We start from the raw sequence: 18638 nt of genomic DNA on the forward strand, positions 1-18638 counted from the left end.
TTTGGAGTAAGGGTTTTAGTTTTTTTTCAATTGCTTTAGCCTCACCATAAAAAATCCGTCCATGTGATGTGTGTGCGGCCAGACTTTCACCCATCCTTCGGGTGATGGCTGTACGGGTAAATCAATTGTTGGCGGTTCGATTTGCCAGTGAGGATTGCTGTCTAAGAACGATCGAATAACTGTTTCATTTTCCAAGGGATGAATCGTGCAAGTTGCATAAACTAATACGCCGCTGGGCTTGACAAATGTCGCTGCATTTGCTAGCAATTCCGATTGCAGTTGAGATTGTTGTTGAATGTTTTCGGGCGTGTGATGCCAGCGGGCATCGGCGCGGCGGTGGAGGGTTCCGAGGCCAGAACAAGGTGCGTCTAGTAAAACTCTGTCTGCGAGGTTAACAAACTCTGGGAAATGGCGACTGTCTCCGGTATGAATTTTAATGGATTTCATCTGAAGTCTGTCTGCATTTTCTTTAAGTTTTTTGAGTCTGCTGGCGGTTTTGTCGCAGGCATAAATTGTGCCTGTATCCTGCATTAATTCGGCGCTGTGGGTGGTTTTTCCCCCCGGTGCGGCGCAGGCGTCGATGATAGTTTCCCCGGGCTGGGGCGCGAGTAAATGGGTGACTAATTGAGCGCTGCTGTCTTGAATTGTCCACCAACCTTCGCTGTATCCGGGGAGGTTTTGAATTGCGCCGATGCTGCCATTTAGTCTTAATGCTTGTGGCAAGTGTGGGATTCTGCTAGTTGAGATGTTGTGGGATTTGAAGGCGGTTTCAACTTGGGCGATCGAGCTTTTTAAAGGATTGATTCTCAGGTCAATTGTGGGGGATTGGTTGAACCATTCACAGAGTTGTTCGGTTTCGGTTTCGCCTATTTGTTCGATCCACAATTTTACCAGCCATTCGGGGAAGCTGTGCAGAATTCCTAGGCGTTCGACGGTTGATTTATAATTCGTAACTGTTAATGGGTTTAAGTTGTTATCTGTTAAACGGATGTATTGGCGCAACAAACCGTTGACAAAACTGCTGAGTCCTGAAAATCCGTTTTCTTTTGCTAGTTGAACGGTGGTGTTGACGGCGGCGGAGGGGGGAATCTGGTTGAGATATTCGAGTTGATATAAACCTAAATGTAAGATGGTGCGGAGTTCGGGCGGTTGTTGGGAGGATTTCTTTGTTGCTAGTTTGTCGATGATGAAGTCGATCGATCGCATTCTCCTGACGCTACCGTAAACTAATTCTGTGACTAAACGCCGATCGAGGTCGTTGAGTTGAGAATTGCTGAAAGCGCGATCGAGTGCGGCGTCTGCGAATGCACCTCGGCGGTGGACTTCGCGGAGTGCGAGAAAAGCTATTTGGCGGGGATTTTGCATAGTTAAGATGTTGAGACTTAGAAACCGGGTTTTTTACGATAAGACGCGTTACAGCCCGCAGATTTGGTGAAAAACCCATTTTCCGATCGCCCGTGATTCGAGGAAGGACTATTATAATCTCAAATGTCCTCTGGATTTATGCCCATTTCTCGGAGTTTTTCTGAAAGGCGATCGGCTTTTTGCTGTACTAACTCTTTCTCCTGTCGTTCTTGTTCCATTTGTTGTCGTTCTTGTTCCATTTGTCTTGACAACTCCACATAAGACAAAAACTTTAGTCCATCGGGACGATAAATCTCCAAGTCTCCCGATGCAGTTTCAAAACGTGTCTGCAAACGTGGACTTACCCAACCCTCCATTGATTCAATATAGTTGAGTTGTCCGTCACTTCGCAGCCAACCTATTAACTCATTATCCTCTGGATCGTAGACATAATATTCTTCGACTCCATAATTATCGTAGAACTTAAACAGCTTAAACATTGCTGTCATTCGGTTGCCGGGGGAGATGATTTCAAAGACAACTTGTGGCGCAATATTATCTTCAAGCCACTGTTGGTAGGAACCTCTGTCACCTTTGGGTCTGCCAAAGACTACCATAGTATCAGGTGCTTGGCGAGTTTTGTTATCTCCTTCGACGGGATACCACAGCAAATCACCTGCTACAAATACATTTTCGTTGTCTTTGAATAAGGCATCTATTCCGCCTTGAATTTTTACTATTAATTGGAACTGTTTGGTATTGTCAGACATGGGTTTTCCGTCGCTGTCTGGGTAGATGATTTCTGGCAAAGTTTGAGTGGGAATTGTTGTTGTCATGGGGATGACTCCATTGCTAGTAGCATCAATTTCTATTTTATACCTATTTTATAGGACTTACGCAGGGGGCCCAGAAACCGGGTTTTTCACGAAAAGACTTCGTTGCAATCGGCATATTAGGTAAAAAACCCGGTTTCTTTGTCGGAGTGCGTAAGTCCTGTTTTACTTATTCGGGTTTTGTTGACACCAATGGTTCTAATAAATTGCGTTCTTCTATGGCAAGTTCTAGCAAAACTCGTCTGTCGCCCTTTGTTTCCTTATAGCGGACTGCCGCATTCAGCAGGCGGATGGGAATTTTGAATTCGTCGTCCTTGCTGGTTAGTTCTTGCCATAATTCTAACCAAGTGCGTGCGGCTTTGTCGCTTACCATTTCTGACATTAGCAGGGGGAGGTTTCCCACAATTCCCTGTCCTAAAACTGAGAGATATTCGTATTTTTTGTAAACTGCAATCAGGCTGGTGATGCGAGTTTGAGATATCGGTATATCGTGCGTGGTGATGAACAGGTTGCGGATAATTAAATCGGCATCTTCTGCATAAGCTTCCTCGCCTGGTTCTAGGCGTTGGAATGCGTCGTATAACGCGCCGATACCTGCATCCCAATGATTTAATCCGAGAAGGGCAATAGCGCGGTTGAACAAGGCATATGAAGATTGATCACCAAGTTCGATCGCTTTGTCGCAAGATATTAAAGCTTCTTCATAGCGTTTGAGGTTTTTGAGTACATTGCCTCGTAAAACCAAAGCCAACTGATAATTGACATCAAGTTCGATCGCCCGATCGTAATATACTAAGGCTTCTTCATAGCGTTTGAGGTCGTCGAGTACATGACCTCGCTGAACCCAATTCCACTTATCATTGGGGTCAAGTTCGATCGCGCGATCAAAAGATACTAAAGCTTCATCGTAGCGTTTTAAGTTGTTGAGTACAATGCCTCGGAAAGCCCAAGCCCACCGATCATTGGCATCAAGTTTGATCGCCCGATCGTAAGATTCTAAGGCTTCTTCATAGCGTTTGAGGTTTTTGAGTACATTGCCTCGTAACACCCAAACAGGCGAATCATTGGCATCAAGCTCTATCGCCCTATCGTAAGATTCTAAGGCTTCTTCATAGCGTTCGAGGTAGTTGAGTACATTACTTCTGGTAGCCCAAGCCCACTTATAATTGGCATCAAGTTCGATCGCCATATCACAGGATTCTAAGGCTTCCTCATAGCGTTGGAGGTTGTCGAGTATATTCCCTCGCTGAACCCAAGCCCACGGATCATTCTCGTCAAGTTCGATCGCCATATCACAGGATTCTAAGGCTTCCTCATAGCGTTGGAGGTTGTCGAGTACATCCCCTCGCTGAACCCAAGCCCACGGATCATTCTCGTCAAGTTCGATCGCCATATCAAAGGATTTTAAGGCTTCTTCATAGTGTTTGAGGTTGTTGAGTAGATAACCTCGCTTAGCCCAATGCCACGGATCATTTTCGTCAAGTTTGATCGCCCTATCGTAGGATACTAAGGCTTCATCATAGCGTTTGAGGTTGTCGAGTACATCGCCTCGATTCGCCCAAACCATCGCATAATTGGAGTCAATTTCAATAGCTTTGTCTAAACATTCCAAAGCTTCATCGTAGCGTTCCAGTTTATTTAAGCAGCGTTCCTTTTGTACCCAATCCTTTGCCTCGCCGCGACTTGTTACCAATTTTTCCGCATATGCTAAAGCAGAAACATAGTCTTTCTGTTCGATACAATTTTCAATTTCATCAAAATAAGCCTTCAGACGCGGGTCTTCCTCATTTCTCTCAATAGCCTCAAGCGCCCGCGTATAATATTCTCGTTCCATCACAGCATCAGGTGGAATCGGTTGCAAACCTTGCCGATACATAAAATGACTTTCTTTCTCCGCCAAATCAACATCCGCCATCCTCAATCCCAATCGCTGCTGCAATTCTTTCCGCGTATACCAAACCCGAATAAAATCCACAATTAATGGAATCGGTTGATTTCGCTGCTTCTTTACCTCCAGACAAAAACGCATCAAGGGTTCCCGCCATTCATACCACGATTCCCGTCCAATTTCTTCAATTTTGACATAACCCTTATCTCGCAAATCTTTAAGTTGGCTAGATACAGTTCGCTGCGAAATAAAACAGCGTTTAGCAATTTCTTTTACTGGTGCAGCACCACCTCGCTCGCACAAAAAGTCAACTATCTTTCGCTGCTGATTTGAAAGATATTTCATCTTATCCTGATAGTACGGCGTGAGGCTATCCAGCATTTCCATGAACGGTTCTACCAATTTATCTAGCGATTCAGGAGTCATCAGAAAAGCCGAAAAAACAATATAGACGCGAGGACTGCCACCAGAAAGGTAATGCACAACTTTAATGCGATCGCGCCCTGTTGGACTTTGAATAAAAGATGCTAATTCACTATTCCCTTTTAACTTGGCAATATGATTTAATAAAGCTACAGCATCATCGAGCTTAAACTCATCTAATTCATGTAAATCAAAAAAACCATAAAAAGGATTATTAGAGAGCTTGACTCCATCAAACAAGCTTTGTGATGTTGCCAAAATTGTCAAAAATGAATAATTTTGAATATACGCCCTCAACTGCTTCTGGCCGAAATCCCCCAACCCGCTAAATACGTCCTCTAAATTTTCGACAATCAACAACAGCACCCGCTTGCCAACAAAGTCTCTCAGCAATTCTGCGGCCTTAAATTCAGCTTGCTCCGGCGACAAATCATAAAGCTTTTCAACATCATCATGTAACTCAGCTTGATATGCTGCCGGATATTCTTTAGCAATTGCCCGGAATATTCCCCGCAATAAATCCAAAAAAGACGCAATCCCCCATTCCTCTTCCTGCAGCCACGCAATTAGCAATTTATCCTGCAAATCTTCCATCTTAGCAACGCGATGATAAATCAGGGAAACCAAGTGCGTTTTGCCAATACCCCGCGGCCCTATTAGTAGTTGAAAATGCTTGTTATCTGTTAGGGCGCTCACCCGAATTAGCTCTACTAAATGTTCTGCCAGTGCGTGACGCTGTACTAAGATAGCTTCCAGGGTTTCTGGTGACATCAAGCTAGGAGTAAATCGAGAGATAAATGTATTTTTCATAATATCTATTGGGTTTAACTGGTTCCCCCGCTGTGCCTGGGAACCTATATCTAGAGGCTCTGCCTCGTCGGTTGCGGAGGAAAACAGGAGGCAGAGCCGCCGGATCAGCGTCCCCAGGCAGAGCCGGGAAGGAGAAAATGCTTGTTAGACAAGGCTTTTAGAATTTATACGTCTAATTTACCATATGTTATAAAAACATATACGTTTAATTTACCATATGTTTAAAAAAATATGCCCTAGTTTGGGCAGGATATTTGTGGTATATTTTTCAAAGCAGTGTTAGACTGCCCTTAACAAGCAAACAAGCGCCCCTAGCTGTAACTAGAGACGCTTTCGATCGCTTGTTTTTTTCAGAGCGACTGGCTGCCACCAGAAACGCTCGTCAAGTTCCCATTTTTATGGTCTTTGTACAGACCAAGGAGTTTATATGTCTGATTTTAGCACCAACCAACTCATTCTGGTTTCTACGGCTCCAACTGATTCGGCAACACCGCCTGAAACTGGAGGTTTCATGCCTTTACTGATGTACGGAGGAGTTGCAGTAGCCGTGATTATTGCAATGGCTTACTTTTCCCAAACTTTGCTCAACTCGATTACTCAGTTGACCAAAACCCTGAACAAAAAACACAAATAATCACTGGTTTCCTGGTTCCCCGGCTCTGCGTGGGAACCGAGTTCCAGAGGCTCTGCCTCGCAAGTCTTAGACTCGCGGCAGGCAGAGCCTCCAAATCTGCGTCCCCAGGCAGAGCCTCGGAACAATAAAAAATATAAAAAATATTCCTTAAGACTTGTTACAATACACAAAACTTCATACTTTCCCCAACACTGGATGACCTTTTTCAACGCCTCCGAACCCCTAATCCGCTGCAAACAGGAACATCTCGACGTACAAGACCGCGAAGGCCTGTTGCAACTCCGCTGGCAAATTGGAAATATTACTCTTTTCTCAGGACTTTATACCCGCATCGACCAAACTTTTCTGCTTTGGGGTTTGGTGACAGGGGGGATTTTTTTTACCGCTCAGTTTTTCCCCATCAGTTGGAGCTTTCAGGCGATTCTGTGGTCAACTTTGACTTTAGTTGGCACTGCGGTAATGGCTGTTTTGACTTTGTTTTGGGTAAGAGTCGAGCGTGTTAGCTGGATTCTTTACTCTTGGGCGATTTTGATGATAACTGGTTTGGTTCTGACCGATTGCAGTATTTTTGCCGGTTGGGGAGGTTTGTTGCTGCACCTTTGCGATTTGTGGTTGGGGTTGAGCGCGATCGGCTATTTGTTGACGGGACTCGGTTTGCGATCGCGCACTTTTATCGCGATCGGACTAACTCATTTATTTAGCATCCCTTTATTAACTTTTGTTGCACCTTGGCAATATCTAACCACAGGAATAATTATGGCGGGCTGTTTGTTGTTATTGTCCGAATTGCAGTGGGATATGCGATCGCCGATCGACAATAGTTTGCTAAGCGCAGAACAGAAAGAATTTAATAGAAGTCAACAGCAACTGCGACAGAGTGGCGCGATTGTATCCAAATAAATCACAAATGTAAAGAATTCTGTACGAGTGCTGACACTTTCCACAAATCGTACACAATAGTAAAGATACAGCATAAATAAAAAACAAACTTTAACCAGAACAGGTGTTTTGCTGTTTTACCTGTGAATCGCCAACATTAGGGGAACGGTGTCCGGGAGGCGACTGGCTAACAATGCTGTACTTGCGACCATAAAAGTTAATTCCGGTTGAGAGTAGTTGTTAAAACAAAAAAAGTGGTGCAGGGTTTTTACCGTTTCCCCTGCTTCGCAGTCTCTGAGGAGAGGCTAAACCCTCTACTAGAACAGCCCGACGAGATTGACACAGGTTTTGACAGTTGCTCAGACCGATTTTTGAGTTCAGTGTTTAAGAAAATTGAGGAAATGCTCGCTGACGAGCATTGCAGGACTTAGGATTAAATAAGTCCTGCTTTAGTTTAGAAAATTTAAGTTCTGTTTTACTCTGACGTGCGTTTTCGCAATATTTCCCTTACTTCCATTAAAATCTGGCCCAACATATTTTTGCCGCTGCCATCTTTACCGCAACCCCAATAGTAATCAACAGGGGAATTTTCGACTATTTCCTCATCGCCAGTAGCGAGTAAAATTTCTCTAATTTCAGGATGAGTTTCAAATTTGCGGAGTACGGCTTTTCGCATGATATCATCTTTTACTTTTTCCCAATCTTTACGGAGGGGACGAGAGCGATCGCGTCCCATTTTTGCGGCATCTTTCGGTGTTTTTGCGTGGCGAATTTGGTCACAATGAGCCGTTTTGGGAAACTTTTGTGCTTGAAAATAATGCTCAGTAGTTGGCCAATATTCTCCGTCTAACTCGAATCCATGACTGGAAAAATTAGAAAAACAGCCGTATTCGCTGGCAGTGGTGTAGAAGTAGATAGCCATAAAGTCTGCGATTTCAATTTCGTTAATAATCTTGGTTCAGCGTCAGTTTTACCTCTGTGGATTATCCACTATCTTCAACCGCAAATCAATAGTTTCAAGATAGGAACCGATGTAAGACAGCAGGGCATAGATAAATACGATCACCCCTACCATTTCCAAAATTTCCTCAACAGAAGCCATCAAACCGTAGATCAAGTTTCGCTGGCCAACTGCATCTGCATAATAGCCACAAACCATTTCCATGCCAAGTGCTCCACCGACATATATACTGCCGGCCAGTAAAAAGAAATCCCTTGTTTTTCGGGGTAAGTGCCGGAGAAACTTGAGATAAGCCAGCGCAGTAACCGCAACAAAAATCGCCCCCGGAATTACCCAAATGAAGTAAAAAATTCCCCCTAAATCCAGTGCTTTTCGCAAGTCGTTAATAATTAATATTTCGTGCAAACTCAAGATTTCATCTACAGAAAAAAATACAAAGATGAACCCCAGCGCTTTCCAGTGCCCAAAATACCGATCGCCCTGCTTCTTCTTAGCACTAGCAATAATACCTAGCAAAATCGCGCAAAACAGCAAAGTAAATGACGAGTACCACGAAGGATAATTTATTTCTCTGTCTAAGTTAAACAAACTAATCCAGCGTTCTTGATAGTTAAAACCGTAGCGCAGAACTTGTACGATGCAACCAGCAACAGCAAAGAAGAGCACCCAAATGCTGAGAGAGAAAGCCACTCTCTTCGGCGAAACAGAAATAATGAACTTCATCAAGTTTTTGATAAACTAGAACAAGCAAAATCAAACTATAAAGTAAAAAGTTACAAATCGCAAGAGCGGCGCAATCCGCCCCCTCGGATTTTTATCTACAAAAAATCACCAATCACTGACAATGCACGTTCAAATTGAAACTTTCACTGTCCGCAAGCGGTTTGCCCTTACCATCAGCCGCGGTACAACAGCCCAAAGTACCAATTTATGGGTGAAGCTAGAACACGAAGGCATCGAAGGCTGGGGAGAAGCTTCGCCGTTTTCCACAGGTTCTCGGCCCCAAACTACCGAAAGTCTGCTAGCGGCATTGCAGGAAGTTGCACCGCTGCTAGAAAAGTTTACTCCGTTCGATCGCCAAAAAATCGAACAAGTATTAACAGAGGTCAAGTTACCCTCAGCCGCCCGCGCCGGCATCGACATGGCAATGCACGACTGGCTGGGCAAAAAAGCCGGCTTGCCGCTGTGGAAAATGTGGGGATTAGATCGATCGCGCATCGTCCCCACCTCCGTCACAATCGGCATTAATTCGCCGTCTGGTGCAAGAGAAAGAGTGCGCGATTGGTTGGGTAAAGATCCAGCAGGTATCAAATACCGCGCCGTCAAAGTTAAATTAGGAAATTCCGCAGGAATCGAAGCCGACAAAGCTATGTTAATAGCAGTGCTAGACGAAGCACCAGCTAACATTCAAATCAGTGTAGATGCTAACGGCGGTTGGAGTTTAAAAGATGCAGCCCAGATGTGTTGCTGGCTGGAAAAATACAAGATAAATTATGTAGAACAGCCGCTTTCACCCGTCGCCGATATGGATGAATTCTCAGAACTGTACCGTCAATCGCCCCTGCCAATTTTTGCTGATGAAAGTTGCTTTAATAGTTCCGATATATCCAAGTTAGCCCACTGCGTCCACGGCATCAATATCAAAATGATGAAGTCAGGCGGATTGACCGAAGCAATGCGGATGATTCACACAGCAAAAGCCTGCAATTTACAAGTAATGTTCGGCTGCTATTCAGATAGCGCGATCGCAAATACAGCAGCAGCACAACTTTCGCCACTAGCTGACTATTTGGATTTGGACAGTCACTTAAATTTATTAGACGATCCTTTCACTGGTGCGATCGTCGAAAATGGGTGTTTGCTGCCAAACGGGCGATCGGGATTGGGAGTGCGGCGAATTGACATTGTAGAATAGAAGTATCGCTCAAAACACATCTGGAGATACTATGATGCCAGTGGAATCAATAGGAGAGCAAATTGATAGAGAAGCCAAGCTTTTCTTTGAAGAACACCAGCCACCGACTGATTTAATTTTTGATGATGGTGCAGAAATGGAAAGCAACCGCCACCGTATAGCAATGACCGTTTTAATCCGTTCCTTAGAACAAGGTTTAGCTAACCGGAACGATTTTTTTGTCGGTGGCAATATGTTTATTTATTACAGCGCTAAACAAATTCGCAATCAGGATTTCCGAGGCCCAGATTTTTTCGCTGTGTTGGGTGTTGACAGCAATACTTCCCGACAAGGCTGGGTAGTTTGGGAAGAAAACGGACGTTACCCGGATGTCATTGTGGAACTGCTGTCGCCGTCAACGGCAAATCAGGATACAGGCAAAAAAAAGGATATTTACGAGCAGGTTTTTAGAACTCCTGATTACTTTGTTTTCGATCCTTTCGAGCCGAATTCTTTGCAAGGATGGCGTTTAGATGCCACCCTGCGTTATCAGCCGTTAGTTCCCAACGAGCGGGGTTGGCTGTGGTGCGAAACGTTAGGTTTTTGGTTGGGTACTTGGGAAGGAATTGTCGATCGAGAAACAGCAATTTGGGTGCGTTTTTTCGATGAATCTGGCAATTTAGTTTTGTTGCCGGAGGAAGCCGCTCAACAACAAGCCGAAGCCGCTCAACAGCAAGCGGAACAGGAACGGCAACGAGCCTCGCGACTAGAGGCCAGATTGCGAGAATTGGGAGAAGATCCGAATGATCTTACCCTGAACCCAAATCACAGCTAACACCCAACCGATTTTAGATTTTAGATTTTAGATTTTAGATTGAAGCTAAAATCTAAAATCGCCCATCTCAAAAGTAAATCAATGACTAAAAACTATCCGATCAAAAATGGCAAAGTTGCAATCCTGCTGCACGAGGGCATTCTCGGTTCTTCTGGCAAAACAGGTTTAGCATTTTTGCGCTACAGCGAAGCAGAAATTGTAGCAGTAATAGACCGCCAATGTGTCAGTCAATCTTTACCTGAATTAACTGGCATTCCTCAAGAAGTACCGATAGTTGCTTCCGTTGCAGAAGCACTGCAATTTGCGCCGGATATTCTGCTAATTGGTATCGCTCCTTCCGGCGGTGTTTTGCCTGCGGAATGGCTGCCAGAAATTAATCAAGCGGTAGCAGCAGGTTTGTCAGTTGTCAACGGTTTGCACGCGAAACTTGCACCTTTGATAACAGTTCCGTTAACCGAAAATCAATGGATTTGGGACGTGCGTCAGGAACCGAAATCTGTCGGTGCGATCGCCTCTGCCGCCGCCACTAAATTAAGTTGTCGCCGCGTATTAACTGTCGGCACAGATATGAGCGTTGGCAAAATGTCAACCAGTCTGGAACTCAATCGCACTTGCTTGCAGCGGGGTTGGCGTTCCAAGTTTTTAGCAACCGGACAAACGGGTTTAATGATCGGAAATGAAGGCATTCCTTTGGATGCTGTGCGAGTTGATTTCGCGGCTGGTGCTGTCGAACAAATGGTGATCAAATTGGGTTCTGAATGCGATATTCTGCACGTAGAAGGGCAAGGTTCGCTATTGCATCCGGGTTCGACGGCGACTCTGCCGCTGTTGCGGGGTTCGCAGCCAACTCACTTAATTTTAGCCCACCGAGCCGGACAAACTAGCATTCGCAATCACCCCCACGTATCGATTCCCAGGTTATCAAAAGTGATTGAATTGTACGAAATGGTTGCTGCTGCTGCGGGTGCTTTTGCAGGGGGAAAAGTGAGGGCGATCGCCCTCAACACTCATCACTTAAATGAGGCAGATGCGCTGTTAGCAATAGCTGAAGTTCAAGCAGAAACACGATTGCCTTGTACCGATCCGGTAAGGTTTGGCGCGAAGGTTTTGTGGGAGGCGATCGACAATTGATATGCTACAATCAACACCAACTACAAAATAAATACATAAAACAATGACACAAAGCATTCAAGCAAAAACACTGACCCTGCATGAGGTCAAAACAAAATTTAACTTCCAACTTTGTGAAGACGAGCAATTCTTCCGGGAGTGGATTGACGATTTACCTGAAATTACTGATGAAGAAAAGCGATATTTAGACAAAGTAAAGGCTGGCTATACTAACAGTGCCAACCACTCCATGATAGAAGATACCGTGAAAATGGTGGTACTTGCTCCATTGCTATTTTTAGCAGATTTATACCTGAATCCCTTTCATATAGAAGCCGAAAAATCGGTGGAACTTGTCACCGTGGATGAAGGTATACTTGTCAGAGGAAGTATTGATGTTCTGCTTTTAATTGAATCTTTTTGGGTGGTTGCGCTCGAAGCGAAGCGAGCACAATATTCCGTTGAAGCTGGACTTCCTCAGTTACTATTTTATATGCTGAATGACCCCAGTCCAGAACAAGTAACCTTTGGGCTTTTGACAAATGGCAGCAGTTTTCGATTTATCAAAGTGACCAAACGAGACATACCGCAGTATGCCGTGTCTAAACTTTTCGATATTGGGAGTCAAGGAAACGAACTTTACGAAGTTTTTCGCATTTTGAAGCGACTAGCTGGTATAATTGCGAGTAACACATCTTCTACTTAAATACATAATAAGGCTGTGGACAACTCAAACTAAACGAGACAGCCAACAAAAATCACAATGAATGAAAATTCTTTGGAGTTGCCGTCTGAATGCGCCATCCGCCCAGCATCAGCTCAAGATATCAAATCAATTAGAAAGTTAGTGTGGAGCGCAAGACTCGATCCAACTCAGTTGCGCTGGGAGCAATTCTGGGTCATCGAATGCGAGGGAAAATTGGCAGCTTGCGGGCAGTTGCGGAACTTTGCGGGCGTGCAAGAATTAGGCAGTTTGGTGGTAGCGAAAGATTGGCGCGATCAAGGTTTGGGAAGCTACCTCACAAAATATTTAATTCAACAAGCTACAGAACCGCTATATTTAGAATGTTTGGGAAAGCGACTCGCATCATTTTATACTCGCTTTGGCTTTGTAGAAGTTTCTGTACAAGAATTGCCGCAGTCGCTTAAATTCAAGTTCGGTTTGTCTCATTTAGCTAAAACTTTATTCAGAATTCCTGTAACAATTATGCAGTATCAAGCAGCTTGTCTATAATTATGACTTTTATGAATTTAAGATTCTGAATTTATGAATGGATTTTAAGTTCGACCTGTTCAATAATTGGATAACAGGGTGCGATCGACCTGCATCGATCAAAAACTCCTACCGCCTCCTGATATCTGCGTCAGTCTCGATCGCCTATTGTCTATGCCTAAATAGGTAGGTACAAATCAATATCGCATGGGGAGGGTGGGTGAGTTGCCAAGTTTACTTGCTTATATCATAGATCCGCTTACAGGCCCCTAATGGTGCACAGGGTGTCAGAAACCGGGTTTTTAGGGGTTTGGTGCGTAAGTCACGGACTAGATATTTATGGATATTCCGGATTGGGCGATCGAGACTGCGTAAGTTCATAATTCACTGTTGGCGGTAGTCCAGTTGGCTATATTGGCACAGCTACCAGCCTGATATTTAGGCAGCAACCTTTGCAAAATCGTTGCAGGCAGGGGGGAAAGTGTCCTGTGCCAGTACCAGACTCGGAAAGTGGACTGGCGATCGCACCAAAGACATTGGACTCCTGGCAAATTAGTAAGTGTAAAGCAAGTGAGTCACAACCCAATCAAAAAATTCAACCCAAAAATTAAACCCAAAAATTACAGATATTCACAGCAGCAGTAATGCGGAATCAGAGAATCTCTAATGTAGCTAACAACATCTACCCTTGAGGTAAATCCCACCAACTGCTCAACCATGAAATCCGTAATTCAATACCTCGGAATTACTGGATTTATACTCCCCGCAACCGCTTCTCAAATCCCCTCAACATTTCAAAAAATCTTGGCCTTTTATCCTGATAAAACTACGGAAGGCAAGAACAATGAAATATCAAGGCAATCAATCAATCTTAACCTAGGAAATGCAGCCTCTCAAATAGCATAAACAGACAATTACACATCCATATATTTTAACACCACAGGAGTAAATATCATGTTCAACGTAGTAAAAGCTTTCGGCTCGATTTTCTCTACCCAAGGATACAGCACAGCTAACAATATGCTCATCAAAAATTACGTCAACACCAATTTCCACTACTTCAACGAAGAAGCTGTCGTCGATGAATCGATTTACCCGAATCAAACAGGTCGCGTCCGCTTCCAAGGTAGCTGGTGGCCCGCACGTTGCGATCGCCAAATCACCCTCACACCGGGAGACACCGTTTTTGTCATCGGCGTTGACAACATCACTCTGTTAGTTTCCCTCGCTCCCGCAGACTAAATCAGAGCATGAACGACCAGGAAATGCAACCTTTTAAATAGCATCAATAGGCGATTAAACTTCCATATATTTTAACACAAAAGGAGTCAACAAAATGTTTAACGTAATAAAAGTTTTCGGTTCAATTTTTTCTACTCACACCTACAGCACCGAAAACAATATGTTAATCGACAACTACATCAACACCAATTTTAACTATTTCAACGAAGAAGCAGTGGTTGATGAATCGATTTACCCGAATCAAACAGGTCGCGTCCGCTTCCAAGGTAGCTGGTGGCCCGCACGGTGCGATCGCCAAATCACCCTCACACCGGGAGACACCGTTTATGTCATCGGCGTTGACAACATCACTCTGTTAGTTTCCCTAGCTCCTGCAAACTAAACTAGAACTCGCTCTAAACCTGTTCACGGTCAGAACCCCGACTTCTTGAAGAAGTCGGGGTTCTGACTATTATGTTTTTTAGTGGCAATTTGGCGATCGCTTCCACTCAACACCTGACGCAAGAGAGCAATATCTGCCTCAGTTTATTTGCCAGTAGAAATATGGAAGATCGCGCTACCATAAAATGGCATTTTTGAGAGCTTGTTTGTTGAGGCGATCGCGGAGTTGAGATTCGCTACTTTCTCCGCTGACTGCTGCTTTTTCTGATGCCTTAGCGATCGGCGGTAGTGGTTCGAGCAGTTTGGCTTGAGCTTCCTGAATTGAAGGGTAATTTTCAGCCCAGGATGAAATCGCTTCTGAAAGGACATCGATCTCATCGAATAAGGGTTCAATTAGCTGGGCTAGTTCGGTTAATTGTTCGGCCGAGAAGAGCGATCGCTGCTGAGTTAATAGTTCGATAAACGAGTCGATATTTTGTTCGGGGAGTGACATCGATTCCCGTTGGATTTTGTTAATTGTTTGGCGAACAAATTCGAGAGACAAATCTAATAAGTGCGCGATCGTCTCTAAATTCATTCCAAACGCTATCATCCGACGAATGGCTTCTAACTTCGCCTGCCGCTTACCTTGTTCGAGTCCTTCTTCTAAGCCTTCTTGCTTGACTTCCTGATAAAATCGAGTTTGTCTGAGTTCGCTTAAATTAAACATGGCGGCAATTTACTCGCGGCTTTTCTCGGGAAGTTTATAGACGATAATTGTTTCGATCAGGTTAATTAAATCGCGTTGAACGGTTGGATCGGACAACTGTTGTCGGGCCATTGCGATCGACTGCCGTGCTTGTTCTGCTGCTGTCTCTGCTGGCTCGATTACCAGTTTAACAACTTTGACTCCCAGCGATCGATCTGCGGCTTCTGGCAATTCATCGAGGTAAATCCGTTGGACGCGCTGACTGGTTAAGAGCTCCTGAAATTGCAGCATCTGTTCGTGTTCGATGCGGCGATTGGGATAGATGACAACGACGCGCCAAGGATTGAGTGGTTTGTATTGTCGCAGATAGAGAAAGAGTTCGCCAAAGATGCGGTAGTACAAGTCGGCATCGGGTTGAAACTGAACTTCAGCTAAGTAAAATGGTTTTTCAGGTTCTTCGGTTTTGGGGAGAAATAACCCGTCGATGCGGAATGCGAGTTGTTTGATTTCGCGGGAGGTGAATTCATAGGCGGCGGCTTCGTCTGGAGAACGATCGATCAGTTCAAAGAAGAAGCTGGGAAATTCCTGAAACAGGCTGTAGAAAATGGTGTCTGTTTTCATGAGTTGTCGATGCGAATCGATGACTTGTGACGAGGGCTTTCATCATAATCTGCTTTCATACTTGCTAGCTTTCCTAATCCAAGCGAATGCGACGAGAAAAACTGCCCAAACCAAAAATTTTTATGAGATCCTTCTGCAACCAAGAGTAAGCCAAAGCCGTGGCAGGAATGTGGCGAAAAAAATTGTCGTCAAAATTACCGTCGTGAGGCACATTTCTTATCCATATAGCTGAATTCGGACGTAACAAGCTTAGTTGTTTGGAAGCAAAATCTATCTGGCCTCTGTGAGTTTCAACAAGAGGGAGATAATGTTCGTTAATAGCTATTTCAATCTCATTTTGTGCATTTTCGGGTAATGGTTCTAGGAACCAATCAAATAGGAACCAATCAAAGTATGGAGGACTGCCAAAAGGTCCGGGATTGGGAGGAGATGGTGAAATCTCGCCCACAAGACGAGCTGGTAACATTGGTGCTATCCCCAGTCCCGGAATTAGTTGCTTAAACCAGGTATTAACAATTAACTGGTAAGCATCAAGCGCCCCTTTGTAAACCTTTTCTGCACGAATACGCAGTCGCTCTAGACTGTACTCTTGACCACGCGATTTACACTGAGTTGGATTGAAATTAGGCCAAGGATTGTGCAATGCAGACTCACCCAAACTCTGAAGACGGTTGACCTCTTTTCTGAGTTGCTTGAGATAGTATTGTTGTTCCTTCATTCTAAAAGAATTGCCTATATCTGGCAGAATAACGTAGCAATTCAACTTAGCTTGTGCTTCAATTTCGGAGAGAGTTTCCTCAATTTGTACTAGGGGAACTTCATCAAGTTCCCACCACTTGAGTGTGGTCAACTTAAAATTTGGTCGATATTTGACAATGGCAAGTGCTGCTCGCCACGCAGCTTCGCGAATGAGTGGTTCGCTATCAACTAACAATGTAGGGGATTCTAGTTGTCGTGAAAGGTTTTTGACGAGTTTATCGAGTGTCCAACGCCAAGCCCAAGCTGACTCATGTCCGGGTCGGGAAGTCATGACCCTCGGCCATTTGTACCGCTCCTGCGAGTCAGACCAATTCAAATCCAGGGGCAAATCAACTACGTTTTGTAAATTCTCACTACCTTCATACCAGGCGACTTCGATTCTCGTGCCATGTGTCCGCACACCAAGGGGTTTAACTGTACCATCTTGCCGGATTGGAGCGATGAGTTCAGCCAAGGAACCAATTCCTTCGATCCAAGCTTGCATTGCTGTTTGAATTTGCTGTCCGCACTTGCGGGGTGATGGCAGCGATACCTGTTCATCTCCCCAACGTGTAGTTCCCTCGCGCACAATTTCGGCAGCAAATGCAGGGTATTTTTTCGCGATCGGCACTAATAGTTTTGACACTAGCTCGTGACCAAAAGTTGCTGTAGCAATCGTCAGAGGATATCGCCAATTCTCTAGTTGCTGAGGATCGCTGACAAAATTTTCTACCTTCAATGGGTCGTCTGCTAAGCTTTGCGCTGCAAACCACTCAGTTAAGATTGGCAAAGGGAAGGAAATTATTCCTCTGGAACGCTCAACAACCAACCTAGAATCTAAAAGTGGCTTGAGTGCATCTTTTGTAGGTGCAACATCAGTAGCGCGAATCCGATCGCCTCCACACTCGACGGACAACATTGCCAGTCGTTTCAGCAGTCGATCGCAATTCCTGCGGTCTGCATTTACTTGTTCTAGTGCGTCTTCGACAAGCCACGATAATAGCTCTCCTTTTGAGCGCGGAGCTTTCTCATCCGCCCTCCCCAGATACCTCGCTACAATTAGGGCAAACAGAGGACGGCGAATAGCATCTCTGATAGATTCAGTCCAACGCGAACAAACCATCGCAGTCATTTGCAGTTTGGAAACTCTTTCTACCAGGGAATAGGCTTGCGCTTCAGACAACAAGGGGACTAGGATTTTCTCTTGAACATCATCGGTATATCGAGTTGGCCTGCTGGTAATGATTACAGTCGTGTTGTCCCATCCCTCAACGAGACGATGAGTTTCGCTGAGAACTTGACTGGCAAGTCTGGTTTCTACTTCATCGAGTCCGTCAAGCATCACGATCGCACCTTGAGTTTTGGGATTGCCCAAGCCATCGGCAGCAGCTTCTACAGCTTTTTTCAGGGGTCTTTCCTGCTGCCATTGCCACGATTCCAGGTAGACAGGTATAGCAGCATTTGGATTTTCCTGTGCTTGTTGGATTGCTTGCTGAAAGAGACGTTGTGCAATTAATGTCTTGCCAATGCCCAATTCTCCAACCACAAGACTCACTTTTCCTGGTTTAAGTCTCAGATTGGAGGGAGGCGATCCAATTGAAAGATCATCAGCAAGACTCTCAGCTTCCTCTTGGCTGGAGACAGCAATCCGAAAGCGCTCTATGCACCATGCTCTGGATTCTTGCTTCAGTTCCTCTAAACGACTCAGGCGACGATCGTACTCCGCAGGCAGATTTGACGGTGAACTCGGTGGTTTGCGTTTCTGTCGCTCCTCTAAATAGCGCCGTAACGCCTCTTTCTTCACAGGACCGGGATCGTTGATTCCAAACTTTTTGTAAACCTCTGTCAGCCGGGTAGTAACAGCGCCTTCACTTATCTCAAGCTCATTGGCAATTTGCACCTTATTTTTATCTTGACTGCATAGCAGTAAAAAAACATCTATCTGAGAGTTAGTCAGCTTTTTTTCGTTAGCGATTTCGGTTAAGAAGTCATGAGGAAATTGCATTACAGGCAAATCGGTGAAGGCTACACACATAGTTTAGCTACTTTTTTTCCGGCTCAAGCTTAAGTAAGGCTAAGTAAGCCCAAGTCAGCTAAGAAAGCTGAACTAACTCTGAAATCCAGTTGCTGCAATGGATTTAAGC

17 protein-coding genes are annotated in these 18638 nt (G+C 44.6%); 9 read left to right on the forward strand and 8 right to left on the reverse strand.

Going from position 1 to position 18638, the window contains the following annotated elements; translation table 11 throughout:
- Nucleotides 1-15 precede the first annotated feature (15 nt).
- From QUA70_RS07515 to QUA70_RS07525, 3 genes are all read right to left on the reverse strand, one after another.
- Nucleotides 16-1365, reverse strand: a complete 1350-nt coding sequence (locus QUA70_RS07515) for a 16S rRNA (cytosine(967)-C(5))-methyltransferase (RefSeq protein WP_333346154.1) — start codon at nucleotides 1363-1365, stop codon at nucleotides 16-18.
- 119 nt (nucleotides 1366-1484) lie between these two features.
- On the reverse strand, nucleotides 1485-2180 hold the full coding sequence (locus tag QUA70_RS07520) for a Uma2 family endonuclease (RefSeq protein WP_333346151.1): 696 nt from the start codon (nucleotides 2178-2180) through the stop codon (nucleotides 1485-1487).
- A gap of 166 nt (nucleotides 2181-2346) precedes the next feature.
- A complete protein-coding gene (locus QUA70_RS07525) occupies nucleotides 2347-5298 on the reverse strand; it encodes a tetratricopeptide repeat protein (protein WP_333346148.1) in 2952 nt (983 codons plus the stop codon).
- Between the two features lie 427 nt (nucleotides 5299-5725).
- Here QUA70_RS07525 and QUA70_RS07530 point away from each other — a divergent pair, with 427 nt between their 5' ends.
- Nucleotides 5726-5932, forward strand: a complete 207-nt coding sequence (locus QUA70_RS07530) for a hypothetical protein (protein WP_333047250.1) — start codon at nucleotides 5726-5728, stop codon at nucleotides 5930-5932.
- Between the two features lie 195 nt (nucleotides 5933-6127).
- Nucleotides 6128-6832, forward strand: coding sequence for a hypothetical protein (locus QUA70_RS07535; RefSeq protein WP_333346146.1), 705 nt, complete (start codon nucleotides 6128-6130; stop codon nucleotides 6830-6832).
- Between the two features lie 454 nt (nucleotides 6833-7286).
- Here the strand turns inward: QUA70_RS07535 and QUA70_RS07540 are convergent, their stop codons facing one another.
- Both QUA70_RS07540 and QUA70_RS07545 read right to left on the reverse strand, forming a co-directional pair.
- A complete protein-coding gene (locus tag QUA70_RS07540; RefSeq protein WP_333346143.1) occupies nucleotides 7287-7733 on the reverse strand; it encodes an NADAR family protein in 447 nt (148 codons plus the stop codon).
- A 48-nt stretch (nucleotides 7734-7781) separates the two neighbouring features.
- Nucleotides 7782-8495, reverse strand: a complete 714-nt coding sequence (locus QUA70_RS07545; RefSeq protein WP_333346140.1) for a hypothetical protein — start codon at nucleotides 8493-8495, stop codon at nucleotides 7782-7784.
- A gap of 121 nt (nucleotides 8496-8616) precedes the next feature.
- Here QUA70_RS07545 and QUA70_RS07550 point away from each other — a divergent pair, with 121 nt between their 5' ends.
- The 7 genes from QUA70_RS07550 to QUA70_RS07580 all read left to right on the forward strand — a co-directional run bounded on the left by QUA70_RS07550 (nucleotide 8617) and on the right by QUA70_RS07580 (nucleotide 14448).
- Complete coding sequence (locus QUA70_RS07550) at nucleotides 8617-9687, forward strand: dipeptide epimerase (RefSeq protein WP_333346137.1); 1071 nt, start codon at nucleotides 8617-8619, stop codon at nucleotides 9685-9687.
- A 31-nt stretch (nucleotides 9688-9718) separates the two neighbouring features.
- Nucleotides 9719-10501: a Uma2 family endonuclease gene (locus tag QUA70_RS07555; protein ID WP_445251621.1), complete on the forward strand. Its 783-nt coding sequence runs from the start codon at nucleotides 9719-9721 to the stop codon at nucleotides 10499-10501.
- An 81-nt stretch (nucleotides 10502-10582) separates the two neighbouring features.
- Nucleotides 10583-11632 carry a DUF1611 domain-containing protein gene (locus tag QUA70_RS07560; RefSeq protein WP_333346134.1) on the forward strand — a complete coding sequence of 350 codons (1050 nt, stop codon included), beginning with the start codon at nucleotides 10583-10585 and terminating at the stop codon, nucleotides 11630-11632.
- Between the two features lie 43 nt (nucleotides 11633-11675).
- Nucleotides 11676-12317, forward strand: a complete 642-nt coding sequence (locus QUA70_RS07565) for a type I restriction endonuclease (RefSeq protein ID WP_333346131.1) — start codon at nucleotides 11676-11678, stop codon at nucleotides 12315-12317.
- Between the two features lie 57 nt (nucleotides 12318-12374).
- Nucleotides 12375-12845: a GNAT family N-acetyltransferase gene (locus QUA70_RS07570; protein WP_333346128.1), complete on the forward strand. Its 471-nt coding sequence runs from the start codon at nucleotides 12375-12377 to the stop codon at nucleotides 12843-12845.
- Between the two features lie 933 nt (nucleotides 12846-13778).
- Nucleotides 13779-14066, forward strand: a complete 288-nt coding sequence (locus QUA70_RS07575) for an NfeD family protein (protein ID WP_333324679.1) — start codon at nucleotides 13779-13781, stop codon at nucleotides 14064-14066.
- A 94-nt stretch (nucleotides 14067-14160) separates the two neighbouring features.
- A complete protein-coding gene (locus QUA70_RS07580) occupies nucleotides 14161-14448 on the forward strand; it encodes an NfeD family protein (RefSeq protein ID WP_333346126.1) in 288 nt (95 codons plus the stop codon).
- Nucleotides 14449-14622: 174 nt separating this feature from the next.
- Here the strand turns inward: QUA70_RS07580 and QUA70_RS07585 are convergent, their stop codons facing one another.
- The 3 genes from QUA70_RS07585 to QUA70_RS07595 form a co-directional block, all read right to left on the reverse strand.
- Complete coding sequence (locus tag QUA70_RS07585) at nucleotides 14623-15156, reverse strand: hypothetical protein (RefSeq protein ID WP_333324683.1); 534 nt, start codon at nucleotides 15154-15156, stop codon at nucleotides 14623-14625.
- Nucleotides 15157-15165: 9 nt separating this feature from the next.
- Nucleotides 15166-15756, reverse strand: coding sequence for an Rpn family recombination-promoting nuclease/putative transposase (locus QUA70_RS07590; protein ID WP_333324685.1), 591 nt, complete (start codon nucleotides 15754-15756; stop codon nucleotides 15166-15168).
- Nucleotides 15757-15829: 73 nt separating this feature from the next.
- Entirely contained in the window at nucleotides 15830-18529 is a 2700-nt protein-coding gene (locus tag QUA70_RS07595) for a hypothetical protein (protein WP_333346123.1), read from the reverse strand.
- Nucleotides 18530-18638 lie beyond the last annotated feature (109 nt).

Source organism: Microcoleus sp. LAD1_D5 (assembly GCF_036702115.1).
In the GTDB taxonomy this organism is placed as follows: domain Bacteria; phylum Cyanobacteriota; class Cyanobacteriia; order Cyanobacteriales; family Microcoleaceae; genus Microcoleus.

Excerpts from the sequence above, each read along its gene's own strand:
- QUA70_RS07515 (WP_333346154.1), bottom strand. The coding sequence starts at position 1,365 with ATGCAAAATCCCCGCCAAATAGCTTTTCTCGCACTCCGCGAAGTCCAC.
- QUA70_RS07520 (WP_333346151.1), bottom strand. The coding sequence starts at position 2,180 with ATGACAACAACAATTCCCACTCAAACTTTGCCAGAAATCATCTACCCA.
- QUA70_RS07525 (WP_333346148.1), bottom strand. The coding sequence starts at position 5,298 with ATGAAAAATACATTTATCTCTCGATTTACTCCTAGCTTGATGTCACCA.
- QUA70_RS07530 (WP_333047250.1), top strand. The coding sequence starts at position 5,726 with ATGTCTGATTTTAGCACCAACCAACTCATTCTGGTTTCTACGGCTCCA.
- QUA70_RS07535 (WP_333346146.1), top strand. The coding sequence starts at position 6,128 with ATGACCTTTTTCAACGCCTCCGAACCCCTAATCCGCTGCAAACAGGAA.
- QUA70_RS07540 (WP_333346143.1), bottom strand. The coding sequence starts at position 7,733 with ATGGCTATCTACTTCTACACCACTGCCAGCGAATACGGCTGTTTTTCT.
- QUA70_RS07545 (WP_333346140.1), bottom strand. The coding sequence starts at position 8,495 with ATGAAGTTCATTATTTCTGTTTCGCCGAAGAGAGTGGCTTTCTCTCTC.
- QUA70_RS07550 (WP_333346137.1), top strand. The coding sequence starts at position 8,617 with ATGCACGTTCAAATTGAAACTTTCACTGTCCGCAAGCGGTTTGCCCTT.
- QUA70_RS07555 (WP_445251621.1), top strand. The coding sequence starts at position 9,719 with ATGATGCCAGTGGAATCAATAGGAGAGCAAATTGATAGAGAAGCCAAG.
- QUA70_RS07560 (WP_333346134.1), top strand. The coding sequence starts at position 10,583 with ATGACTAAAAACTATCCGATCAAAAATGGCAAAGTTGCAATCCTGCTG.
- QUA70_RS07565 (WP_333346131.1), top strand. The coding sequence starts at position 11,676 with ATGACACAAAGCATTCAAGCAAAAACACTGACCCTGCATGAGGTCAAA.
- QUA70_RS07570 (WP_333346128.1), top strand. The coding sequence starts at position 12,375 with ATGAATGAAAATTCTTTGGAGTTGCCGTCTGAATGCGCCATCCGCCCA.
- QUA70_RS07575 (WP_333324679.1), top strand. The coding sequence starts at position 13,779 with ATGTTCAACGTAGTAAAAGCTTTCGGCTCGATTTTCTCTACCCAAGGA.
- QUA70_RS07580 (WP_333346126.1), top strand. The coding sequence starts at position 14,161 with ATGTTTAACGTAATAAAAGTTTTCGGTTCAATTTTTTCTACTCACACC.
- QUA70_RS07585 (WP_333324683.1), bottom strand. The coding sequence starts at position 15,156 with ATGTTTAATTTAAGCGAACTCAGACAAACTCGATTTTATCAGGAAGTC.
- QUA70_RS07590 (WP_333324685.1), bottom strand. The coding sequence starts at position 15,756 with ATGAAAACAGACACCATTTTCTACAGCCTGTTTCAGGAATTTCCCAGC.
- QUA70_RS07595 (WP_333346123.1), bottom strand. The coding sequence starts at position 18,529 with ATGTGTGTAGCCTTCACCGATTTGCCTGTAATGCAATTTCCTCATGAC.